This window comes from Pseudomonas sp. FYR_5, assembly GCF_043106315.1.
Lineage (GTDB): Bacteria > Pseudomonadota > Gammaproteobacteria > Pseudomonadales > Pseudomonadaceae > Aquipseudomonas > Aquipseudomonas putida_Y.
Genome location: NZ_JBICMK010000062.1, coordinates 1 through 11,060 on the forward strand (window position 1 = coordinate 1; position 11,060 = coordinate 11,060).

General features: G+C 63.5%; 10 protein-coding genes. 8 read left to right on the top strand and 2 right to left on the bottom strand.

All coding sequences use genetic code 11. From position 1 onward, the window contains the following. The first annotated feature begins 168 nt into the window (after positions 1-168). The 7 genes from cycA to ACF8RA_RS10245 all read left to right on the top strand — a co-directional run bounded on the left by cycA (position 169) and on the right by ACF8RA_RS10245 (position 7,985). The gene (gene cycA, locus ACF8RA_RS10215; RefSeq protein ID WP_176683179.1) at positions 169-1,575 is read left to right on the top strand and encodes a D-serine/D-alanine/glycine transporter; all 1,407 of its coding nucleotides are present in this window, start codon (positions 169-171) and stop codon (positions 1,573-1,575) included. A 186-nt stretch (positions 1,576-1,761) separates the two neighbouring features. Further along, positions 1,762-3,027 (top strand): urea ABC transporter substrate-binding protein, encoded by a 1,266-nt coding sequence (gene urtA, locus ACF8RA_RS10220; RefSeq protein WP_003249642.1) that lies wholly within the window; start codon positions 1,762-1,764, stop codon positions 3,025-3,027. Between the two features lie 138 nt (positions 3,028-3,165). Further along, positions 3,166-4,653 carry an urea ABC transporter permease subunit UrtB gene (gene urtB / locus ACF8RA_RS10225; protein WP_392519141.1) on the top strand — a complete coding sequence of 496 codons (1,488 nt, stop codon included), beginning with the start codon at positions 3,166-3,168 and terminating at the stop codon, positions 4,651-4,653. After that, positions 4,653-5,732: an urea ABC transporter permease subunit UrtC gene (gene urtC, locus ACF8RA_RS10230; protein WP_176683177.1), complete on the top strand. Its 1,080-nt coding sequence runs from the start codon at positions 4,653-4,655 to the stop codon at positions 5,730-5,732. Before urtB ends, urtC begins: the two co-directional genes overlap by 1 nt. Continuing rightward, positions 5,729-6,586 (top strand): urea ABC transporter ATP-binding protein UrtD, encoded by an 858-nt coding sequence (gene urtD / locus ACF8RA_RS10235; RefSeq protein ID WP_144180699.1) that lies wholly within the window; start codon positions 5,729-5,731, stop codon positions 6,584-6,586. Before urtC ends, urtD begins: the two co-directional genes overlap by 4 nt. Positions 6,587-6,739: 153 nt before the next feature. Next, on the top strand, positions 6,740-7,438 hold the full coding sequence (urtE, locus tag ACF8RA_RS10240) for an urea ABC transporter ATP-binding subunit UrtE (protein WP_003249634.1): 699 nt from the start codon (positions 6,740-6,742) through the stop codon (positions 7,436-7,438). Positions 7,439-7,469: 31 nt separating this feature from the next. After that, on the top strand, positions 7,470-7,985 hold the full coding sequence (locus ACF8RA_RS10245; RefSeq protein WP_176683175.1) for a GNAT family N-acetyltransferase: 516 nt from the start codon (positions 7,470-7,472) through the stop codon (positions 7,983-7,985). A gap of 138 nt (positions 7,986-8,123) precedes the next feature. On the opposite strand, the gene ACF8RA_RS10250 is transcribed toward ACF8RA_RS10245, so the two are convergent. Next, on the bottom strand, positions 8,124-8,429 hold the full coding sequence (locus ACF8RA_RS10250; protein WP_021784432.1) for a chaperone modulator CbpM: 306 nt from the start codon (positions 8,427-8,429) through the stop codon (positions 8,124-8,126). A gap of 2 nt (positions 8,430-8,431) precedes the next feature. Continuing rightward, positions 8,432-9,391: a curved DNA-binding protein gene (cbpA, locus tag ACF8RA_RS10255; RefSeq protein WP_019437188.1), complete on the bottom strand. Its 960-nt coding sequence runs from the start codon at positions 9,389-9,391 to the stop codon at positions 8,432-8,434. Positions 9,392-9,555: 164 nt separating this feature from the next. On the opposite strand from cbpA, the gene ACF8RA_RS10260 reads away from it, so the two are divergent. Further along, a complete protein-coding gene (locus tag ACF8RA_RS10260) occupies positions 9,556-10,827 on the top strand; it encodes an Hsp70 family protein (protein WP_392461255.1) in 1,272 nt (423 codons plus the stop codon). Positions 10,828-11,060 lie beyond the last annotated feature (233 nt).

Below are 11,060 nucleotides of genomic sequence, written 5' to 3' on the forward strand. Positions count from 1 at the left end.
GACCGCGTTGCCTCGTAGGAGCGGGTTTACCCGCGAAGAGGCCGGTACAGGCGAAATGCTGAGCCGCAAATGTAGAGTCGATCTGTCGCGCCCCGAACTGGAACGCGCGTGTTAGCCTAGCCGGCTACCTCTGACAAGCAGACTGGCCTCTACAAGGGAATGCCGCCTATGACGCAAACCTCACCAACTCCACCCGATGAACAGCACCTGCAACGCAACCTGACCAACCGCCACATCCAGCTGATCGCCATCGGCGGCGCGATCGGTACCGGCCTGTTCATGGGCTCGGGCAAGACCATCAGCCTGGCCGGGCCATCGATCATCTTCGTCTACATGATTATCGGCTTCATGCTGTTCTTCGTCATGCGCGCCATGGGCGAACTGCTGCTGTCGAACCTGAACTACAAATCGTTCATCGACTTCTCTGCCGACCTGCTCGGCCCTTGGGCCGGCTACTTTACCGGCTGGACCTACTGGTTCTGCTGGGTGGTCACCGGCATCGCCGACGTGGTCGCGATCGCCGCCTACACGCAGTTCTGGTTCCCCGACCTGCCGCAGTGGATACCGGCGCTGACCTGCGTAGGGCTGCTGCTGTCGCTGAACCTGGTGACCGTAAAAATGTTCGGCGAACTGGAGTTCTGGTTCGCCCTGGTCAAGATCGTGGCCATCCTCGGCCTGGTCGCCACCGGCCTGTACATGGTCATCACCGGCTTCACCTCGCCCAGCGGGCGCACCGCCCAGCTGGCCAACCTGTGGAATGACGGCGGCATGTTCCCCCATGGCCTGATGGGCTTCTTCGCCGGTTTCCAGATCGCCGTGTTCGCCTTCGTCGGCATCGAGCTGGTGGGTACCACCGCCGCCGAAGCGAAGAACCCGGAACGCACCCTGCCGCGGGCGATCAACTCGATTCCGATCCGTATCATCGTGTTCTATGTGCTGGCGCTGATCGCGATCATGGCCGTAACCCCGTGGCGCGACGTGGTGCCAGGCAAAAGCCCGTTCGTTGAGTTGTTCGTGCTGGCAGGCCTGCCGGCGGCGGCGAGCATCATCAACTTCGTGGTGCTGACCTCGGCGGCCTCGTCGGCCAACAGCGGCGTGTTCTCCACCAGCCGCATGCTGTACGGCCTGTCGCAGGAAGGTGATGCGCCCAAGGCCTTCGAACAACTGTCGAGCCGTTCGGTACCGGCCAACGGCCTGTACTTCTCGTGCACCTGCCTGCTGCTTGGTGCGGTGCTGATCTACCTGGTGCCGAACGTGGTCGAGGCATTCACCCTGGTCACCACCGTGTCGGCGGTACTGTTCATGTTCGTGTGGACGCTGATCCTGCTGTCATACCTGAAGTACCGCAAGAACCGCGCGGCGCTGCACCAGGCCTCGAACTACAAGATGCCGGGCGGGCGCTTCATGTGCTACGTGTGCCTGTCGTTCTTTGCGTTCATCCTGGTGTTGCTGAGCCTGGAGGCAGATACACGTTCAGCGCTGGTGGTGACGCCGATCTGGTTTGTATTGCTGGCGGTGACCTACCAGCTCGTACGCAGCAGGCGCCATCCCCGCACGGCTGTGCATAACGGCTGATGGCCTCGGGGCTGCGTCGCAGCCCCAATCCTGTGCACACAATTCCATCAGGCACCAACCTGGATCCAACCAACGCCCCAACACCTCGCACAGCCCCTCTAAACCGTACCTTTCGCCACTAGGCACACCCCTTGCAACGCCCTCCCCGCTTGCCCAACACCATAAAAAACTCAGCGGAGAGAGCACATGAAGCGTCGCAGTCTGATCAAGGCCCTTACCCTCAGCGCATCGATTGCGGCGATGGGCCTGAGCTGGAGTATCCAGGCCGCCGAGACCATCAAGGTCGGTATCCTGCATTCGCTTTCCGGGACCATGGCCATTTCCGAGACGTCGCTCAAGGACATGGCGCTGATGACCATCGAGCAGATCAACGCCAAGGGTGGCGTGAACGGCAAGATGCTGGAACCGGTGGTGGTCGACCCGGCGTCCAACTGGCCGCTGTTCGCTGAAAAAAGCCGCCAACTGCTGACCCAGGACAAAGTGGCCGTGGTGTTCGGCTGCTGGACCTCCGTGTCGCGCAAGTCTGTCCTGCCGGTGTTCGAAGAACTCAACGGCCTGCTGTTCTACCCGGTGCAGTACGAGGGCGAAGAAATGTCGCCGAACGTGTTCTACACGGGCGCCGCCCCGAACCAGCAGGCCATCCCGGCCGTGGAATACCTGATGAGCGAGGACGGCGGCAGCGCCAAGCGCTTCTTCCTGTTGGGCACCGACTACGTCTACCCGCGCACCACCAACAAGATCCTGCGCGCATTCCTGCACAGCAAAGGCGTGGCCGACAAGGACATCGAAGAGGTGTACACGCCGTTTGGCCACGCTGATTACCAGACCATTGTCGCCAGCATCAAAAAGTTCTCCGCCGGCGGCAAGACCGCGGTCATATCCACAGTCAATGGTGACTCCAACGTGCCGTTCTACAAGGAACTGGCCAACCAGGGCCTGAAGGCCACCGACGTGCCGGTGGTGGCCTTCTCGGTGGGCGAGGAGGAACTGCGCGGTATCGACACCAAACCGCTGGTGGGCCATCTGGCGGCATGGAACTACTTCGAATCGGTGGATAACCCGGTCAACCAGAAATTTGTCGCCGACTGGAAGGCCTACGCCAAGGCCAAGGGCCTGCCGGGTGCCGACAAAGCCGTGACCAATGACCCCATGGAGGCCACCTACGTAGGCATCCACATGTGGGCGCAAGCGGTGGAAAAAGCCAAGTCCACCGACGTCGACAAGGTGCGTGAAGCGCTTGCCGGGCAGAGCTTCGAGGCACCGTCGGGCTTCACCCTGACCATGGACAAGACCAACCACCACCTGCACAAGCCGGTGATGATCGGCGAGATTCAGGATGACGGGCAGTTCAGCGTGGTGTGGGAAACCGAGCAGCCACTGCGGGCGCAGCCATGGAGCCCGTTCATTCCGGGCAATGACAAGCGGCCAGATTACGCCGTGAAAGGTAACTGAGTGCATGGGGCTGCTTTGCAGCCCATTCGCGGGCTTGCCCGCTCCCACAGGTTCCCCACTGCTCTCTGGACCGGTGAAATCCCTGTAGGAGCGGGTTTACCCGCGAAGAATCCAACACCGATTTCCAGGATTGCCCGCATGCTCAGATTCCTGCTCACCCTCCTGCTACTAATCCCCCTGGCAACCCACGCCAGCGAGGGCGAATTCTTTCTCACCGCCAAGCCCGCCGAGCAGGTCCGCCTGCTCGAAGGCTGGGCGGCGCAACCCGATGCCGCGCGCCTTCCGCTACTGGAAAACCTGCGCCAAGGCCGCATCGCCACCGATGACACGCGCAAGGTACGCCTGAACAACCGCCTGCGCGGCCTGATCAACAACGCCCTGGCTAGCCATCAGCTGCTCAGCGACGACAGCGACACCCGCCTGGCCGCCGCACAACAACTGCAAAAAACCGCAAAACCCGCGCAAATGGCCTTCCTTGACCGGCGCTTCGCCAGCGAGCCGGACGCCGCCGTGCAGGCCGCCCTCGGCCTGGCACTGGCCAACCTGCAACTGGGCGCCAGCGAGCCTGCGGTACGCCTGGCCGCCGTGCGCCTGCTGGGTGAAACCGGCGACCCGCTGGCCCGCACCCGCCTCGAAGCCCTGCTGCAGCCCGATGCAGAACGCGACCCGGGCGTGCGTACAGCCGCCGAGACGAGCCTGGCCCAGGTCAAACGCAAACTGCTGGTCGGCGAACTGCTCGGCCAGGCTTTCAGCGGCCTGTCGCTGGGTTCGGTCCTGCTGCTGGCAGCGCTGGGCCTTGCGATCACCTTCGGCCTGCTCGGGGTGATCAACATGGCCCATGGCGAAATGTTGATGCTCGGCGCCTACAGCACCTACATGGTCCAGGTACTGCTGCAGCGCTTCGCCCCAGGCGCCATCGAGTTCTACCCGCTGATTGCACTGCCGGTGGCGTTCGCCGTCAGTGCCGGCGTCGGCATGGCGCTGGAGCGCACGGTGATCCGCCACCTGTACGGCCGCCCACTGGAAACCCTGCTGGCCACCTGGGGCATCAGCCTGATCCTGATCCAGGCCATCCGCCTGCTGTTCGGCGCGCAGAACGTCGAGGTGAGCAACCCGGCCTGGCTGTCCGGTGGCATCCAGCTGCTGCCCAACCTGGTGCTGCCGTACAACCGTCTGGTCATCATCGGCTTCGCCCTGGCCGTGGTGCTGCTCACCTGGCTGCTGCTCAACCGTACCCGGCTGGGCCTGAACGTGCGCGCAGTCACCCAGAACCGCAACATGGCCGCCTGCTGCGGCGTGTCCACTGGGCGCGTCGACATGCTCGCCTTTGGCCTGGGCTCGGGTATCGCCGGGCTCGGCGGCGTGGCCTTGAGCCAGGTGGGCAATGTCGGCCCGGACCTGGGCCAGAGCTACATCATCGACTCGTTCCTGGTGGTGGTGCTCGGCGGCGTCGGGCAGCTGGCCGGTAGCCTCTGGGCCGCGTTCGGCCTGGGCATCGCCAACAAGCTGCTGGAGCCGCAGATCGGTGCTGTGCTCGGCAAGATCCTCATCCTTGCGTTGATCATTCTGTTCATCCAGAAACGCCCGCAAGGCCTGTTCGCCCTCAAGGGACGGGTAATCGACTGATGAACCAGCCACTGCTTGTCACTGCTACGCAAAAGGCCGGCCCACGCCTGACCCTTGCCATCGGTGCCGTCGTCGTCCTGCTGCTGGTGGCTTTGCCACTGTGCTCACTGCTGCCGGCAGATCATGCCCTGCACGTGTCGGCCTACACCCTGACCCTGGTCGGCAAGATTCTCTGTTACGCCATCGTCGCCCTGGCCCTGGACCTGGTCTGGGGCTATGCCGGGCTGCTGTCGCTGGGCCACGGTCTGTTCTTCGCCCTGGGCGGCTACGCCATGGGCATGTACCTGATGCGGCAGGCAGCCGGCGACGGCCTGCCCGGGTTCATGACCTTCCTGTCGTGGACCGAGCTGCCCTGGTACTGGGCCGGTACCCAGCATTTCGCCTGGGCCCTGTGCCTGGTGGTGCTGGCGCCCGGGCTGCTGGCGCTGGTGTTCGGCTGGTTCGCTTTCCGCTCGCGGATCAAGGGCGTGTACTTCTCGATCATGACCCAGGCCCTGACCTTTGCCGGCATGCTGCTGTTCTTCCGCAACGAAACCGGGTTCGGCGGCAACAACGGCTTCACCAGCTTCCGCACCATCCTCGGCTTCGACATTGCAGCCCAGGGTACCCGCGCAGTGTTGTTCCTGCTGACTGTGGCCCTGCTGCTGACCAGCCTGTACCTGTGCTGGCGCCTGACCCGCAGCAAGTTCGGCCGCCTGCTCACCGCCGTGCGTGACGCTGAAAACCGCATGATGTTCTGTGGCTATGACCCGCGCGGCTTCAAGTTGCTGGTGTGGGTACTGAGCGCCGTGCTGTGCGGCCTGGCCGGTGCGCTGTACGTGCCGCAGGTGGGCATCATCAACCCCAGCGAGATGTCGCCGACCAACTCGATCGAAGCCGCCGTCTGGGTAGCCTTGGGCGGACGCGGCACGCTGATCGGCCCGCTGCTCGGTGCAGGCCTGGTCAACGGCATGAAAAGCTGGTTCACCGTGGCCTTCCCCGAGTTCTGGCTGTTCTTCCTCGGCGCACTATTCATCCTCGTCACCCTGTACCTGCCCAAGGGCGTGGTCGGCCTGTTGAAGAAAAGGAGCCAGCCATGAGAGGCGTGCCCCCAGTCCACCCGGAATTCATGCTGGAACCGGTATTCGACAACCTCGGCGCCGGACGCGATGCCATTGGCCTGGGCCACAGCCGCAAGGCCGGCCTCGACACCCGCCACGGTACGGTGCTGAGCCTGGAAGACATCAGCGTCAGCTTCGATGGTTTCAAGGCGCTCAACACGCTGAACCTGTACATCGGGGTGGGCGAGCTGCGCTGTATCATCGGCCCCAACGGCGCCGGCAAGACCACGATGATGGACGTCATCACCGGCAAGACCCGCCCCGACAGCGGCACGGCTTACTTCGGCGATACCCTCGACCTGACCCGCATGAGCGAATACCAGATCGCCCAGGCCGGCATTGGCCGCAAGTTCCAGAAGCCCACGGTGTTCGAGGCGCTGACCGTGTTCGAGAACCTGGAACTGGCGCTGAAGACCGACAAGTCGGTGTGGGCCAGCCTGGCGGCGCGCCTGAGCGGTGACCAGCGCCAGCGCATCGAGGAAGTGCTGACCACCTTGCGCCTGCTGCCGCTTGCCCAGCGTCAGGCCGGCTTGCTGTCCCATGGGCAGAAGCAGTTCCTGGAAATCGGCATGTTGCTGGTGCAGGAGCCGCAACTGCTGCTGCTGGATGAACCGGTGGCCGGCATGACCGATGCCGAGACCGAGTTTACCGCCGAGCTGTTCAAGGGCCTGGCCGGCAAGCATTCGCTGATGGTGGTGGAGCATGACATGGGCTTTGTCGGCAGCATTGCCGACCATGTGACCGTGCTGCACCAGGGGAGCGTGTTGGCGGAAGGTTCGCTGGAGCAGGTGCAGGCAGATGAGCGGGTGGTCGAGGTGTATCTGGGCCGCTGACCGGATTTGAATTTTTGGCGCCTGTACCGGCCTCTTCGCGGGTAAACCCGCTCCTACAGGGGGCGTAATGCCATGGGGCGGTTCCCGTTACAGGAACGGGCTTGCCCGCGAAGAGGCCGGCACAGGCACAGCATCCCTTTCAGGAACTCTCACATGCTCAAGATCGACACACTGCACCAGTACTACGGCGGCAGCCACATCCTGCGTGGCCTGTCCTTCGAAGCCAAGGTCGGCGAAGTGACCTGCCTGCTGGGCCGCAACGGCGTGGGCAAGACCACCTTGCTGCGCTGCCTGATGGGCCTGGTGCCCGCCCGTGACGGCAGTATCGAATGGGAAGGCAAGCCGATCACCGCGTTCAAACCGCAGCAACGGGTGCAGGCCGGCATCGCCTACGTGCCCCAGGGCCGCGAGATCTTCCCGCGCCTCACCGTCGAGGAAAACCTGCTGATGGGCCTGTCGCGCTTCCCCGCCCGTGAAGCCCGCGAGGTACCGGCCTTCATCTACGAACTGTTCCCTGTGCTGGAGCAGATGAAGCAGCGCCGCGGTGGCGACCTGTCTGGCGGCCAGCAGCAACAACTGGCGATCGGCCGCGCCTTGGCCAGCCGCCCGCGCCTGCTGATTCTCGACGAGCCGACCGAAGGCATCCAGCCCTCGGTGATCAAGGAGATCGGCGCGGTCATCCGCCGCCTGGCCGAGCGTGGCGACATGGCGATCTTGCTGGTGGAGCAGTTCTACGACTTTGCCGAAGCGCTGGCTGACCAGTACCTGGTCATGGCCCGCGGCGAAATCATCCAGCGCGGCCGCGGCGAAAACATGCAAGCCGAAGGTGTACGCGGGCTGGTAACCATTTAATCTGCGAGCAACGACCTTGCGAGACGCTGTCATGAGCTACGAAATCCGCGATGCCCTGCCCACCGATGTACCGGGCATACTCGACATCTACAACGACGCGGTGCTCAACACCACGGCGATCTGGAACGAAACCCCGGTAGACCTCGGCAACCGCCAGGCCTGGTTTGAAGCGCGCGCGCAGCAGGGCTACCCGATTCTGGTGGCGGTCGATGAAACCGGCGTGCTGGGGTATGCCTCGTTTGGCGACTGGCGGCCTTTCGAGGGCTTTCGCCTGACCGTTGAGCACTCGGTGTACGTGCGCAGCGACCAGCGTGGCAAAGGGCTCGGGCCGGTGTTGATGGCGGCGCTGGTCGAGCGCGCGCGCGGATGTGGCAAGCATGTGATGGTGGCTGCGATCGAGCGTGGTAATGCAGCGTCGGTGCGCCTGCACGAGCGGCTGGGCTTCGTGGTGACCGGCCAGATGCCGCAGGTGGGGGTAAAGTTTGGCCGCTGGCTGGACCTGACCTTCATGCAGCTGGTGCTGAACCCGGGCGCCGAACCGACCTGAAATGCGGTCCATTGTGGAGCGGCCTTGTGTCGCGAAAGGGCTGCAAAGCAGCCCCGGCAATTTTTCGGTGGAGCAAAGATCTGGGGCTGCTGCACAGCCCATCGCGACACAAGGCCGCTCCCACAGATGCAAGGGAGCCTACATCTGGATAAACCGGCCCAGCCGCTGCTTCAGCATGCTGTTCTCACTGCGCAACTGCTGCACTTCCTGCAACAGCTCCAGCGCCAGCGCCACCCCTTCCCACTCCAGTTCCAGCTCCTGGTGCAGCTTCACCGCTCGTTTGGCCACCAGCGGCGCCTGATCGTCAAACAGCCAGTCCTCCGGCGTTCGCCCGGAAGGTTCGACAATGCCGTGCTCGACAATTTCGATCACGCATTCAGCCGTGACATCGGCTTCCTGACACAGGGTACGCATGTCCAGTTGAACGATCAGGGTGCTGCTCATGATCACTTACTCCATTGTGTCCTCGGGTTGAACGCAGCTTTCTCGGAAAGCTTGGTCCAGAGTTCGCGGGCAGATTCGTCCGACGCGGGCGGCATGACCACTTTGAGCTGCGCATAAAGGTTGCCGCGCTCTCCCTGCTTGTTCGCCAGGCCCTTGCCCGGTACACGCAGGCGCTGGCCGCTCTGGCTGTCAGGGCGGATGGTCAGGTTGATCTTGCCATCCAGGGTCGGCACCGCCACCTTGGCGCCCAGGGCCGCCTCCCACGGTGCCAACGGCACAGTGATGATCAGGTCATGACCTTCGACATCGAACAGCGGGTGCGGTGCCATGCGGATGGTCAGGAACAGGTCACCGTTGGCTCCGCCACCGCTGCCCGGCGCGCCCTGGCCCTTGAGGCGGATGCGTTCGCCGTCGGTCACCCCGGCCGGAATCCTCACGTTCAAGGTCTTGGTGGTGAAGCCGGTGCGCTGGCCCATGGCATTGGTTTGCGGCACCTGGAAGCTGATCTGCTTGGACTCCTTGCTCAGGGTCTCTTCAAGGAATACTGCCAGTTCAAGCTCCACGTCCTGCCCCCGCCTGCCGGCACTGCGTTGTTGCTGCCGGGCGCCACCGAAGGGGTTGCCACCAGCACTGCGCCCACCGAAGATCGAGCTGAAGAAGTCGGAGAAGTCGCCGCCTTCGAAGCCGCCGCCACCGCCCCGGTTTTCCCAACCCGGTGGTGCCTGGAACGGCCGGCCATGCTGGCCGCCGTACTTGCGAATTTCATCGAACTCGGCACGTTTCTGCGCGTCGCCCAGCACCTCATAGGCCTCGTTGGCCTCCTTGAATTTTTCCTCGGCGTCGCGCTCCTTGCTGACATCCGGGTGATACTTGCGCGCCAGTTTGCGGTATGCGGCCTTGATCGCCTTGTCATCCGCAGTGGGCTCTACGCCGAGTATCTTGTAATAGTCTTTGAAGTCCATTTATGGATCACCAATGTGAATGTGCATGTTGCAACTGAAGATAGGGGTCAAGCATAGCCTTTCAAGACCGACTTGGGTTTGCCTCAAGGCAGACGACTGGTCTTGATTCTGTAGCCAACTGGCATACACTGCGCGGCCGTTTTGCCTCCGGAAGCCCATTTCCCATGTCTGACGTATCCCCGGCCCGCGCCCTGGGCATCGACTTTGGCACCTCCAACTCCACAGTCGGCTGGCACCGGCCTGGCGTCGAGTCGCTGATTGCCCTGGAAGACGGCAAGATCACCTTGCCCTCGGTGGTGTTCTTCAATATCGAAGAGCGGCGCCCGGTGTATGGCCGCCTGGCGCTGCACGAGTACCTGGAAGGCTACGAAGGCCGCCTGATGCGCTCGCTGAAAAGCCTGCTGGGCTCGAAGCTGATCAAGCACGACACCAGCGTGCTGGGCAGCGCCTTGCCGTTCAAGGACCTGCTGGGCATGTTCATCGGCGAGCTCAAGAAGCGCGCTGAAGCCGCCGCTGGCCGTGAGTTCGACCAGGTAGTGCTGGGCCGCCCGGTGTTCTTCGTCGACGAAGACCCGGCTGCCGACCAGGAGGCCGAGGACACCTTGGCCGAGGTGGCACGCAAGATCGGCTTCAAGGACGTGTCGTTCCAGTACGAGCCGATTGCCGCGGCCTTCGACTATGAGTCGAGCATCAGCCGCGAAGAGCTGGTGCTGATCGTCGACATCGGCGGTGGTACCTCGGACTTCACCCTGATCCGCCTGTCGCCCGAGCGCCACCTGGTCGCCGAGCGCCAAAGTGACATCCTCGCCACCGGCGGTGTGCACATTGGCGGTACCGACTTCGACAAGCAACTGAGCCTTCAGGGCGTAATGCCGTTGTTTGGCTACGGCAGCCGCATGAAGAGCGGTGCGCTGATGCCGACCAGCTACCACCTCAACCTGGCCACCTGGCACACCATCAACGCCTTGTACTCGCAGAAGTCGCAACTGGCGCTGGGCAGCATGCGCTATGACATCGAGGACAGCTTCGGCATCGATCGCCTGTTCAAATTGATCGAACAGCGCGCGGGGCACTGGCTGGCAATGGAAGTGGAAGCCAGCAAGATCGAGCTGACCGAGCACGACAGCCGCCACATCGACCTGCGCCGCGTCGAGCCCGACCTGAAAGCGGAACTGACCCGTACGCTGTTCGAAGAGGCGATCGAAGGCCTGCTGGAGCGCGTGCGCGGCAGCGTCACCGAACTGCTGGCCAAGGCCGGGGTAAGCGAAGGCCAGGTCGATACGGTGTTCTTCACCGGTGGCTCCAGCGGCATTCCAGCGCTGCGTAACAGTGTTTCGGCGATGCTGCCGAATGCGCGGCATGTGGAAGGCAACATCTTTGGCAGCATTGGGAGCGGGCTGGCCATCGAGGCGCGCAAGCGTTACGGCGCGGCCTGATTTGTCGTTTAGCCTGTAGCCGCGAACGGGGTGGGCCTGCTGGCCAATCTCTACCCGCCGTTCACCGTTGCCGCCGCTACCGTATTCGCGGGTGAACCCGCTCCTACACACCGATCGGGGATGGACACACATCGGGGGTTGGGCACAGGCCGCGTGTAGGAGCGGGTTCACCCGCGAAAGGGCCGGGCCTGCTGGCCAATTACCACCCGCCGTTCACCGTTGCCGCCGCTACC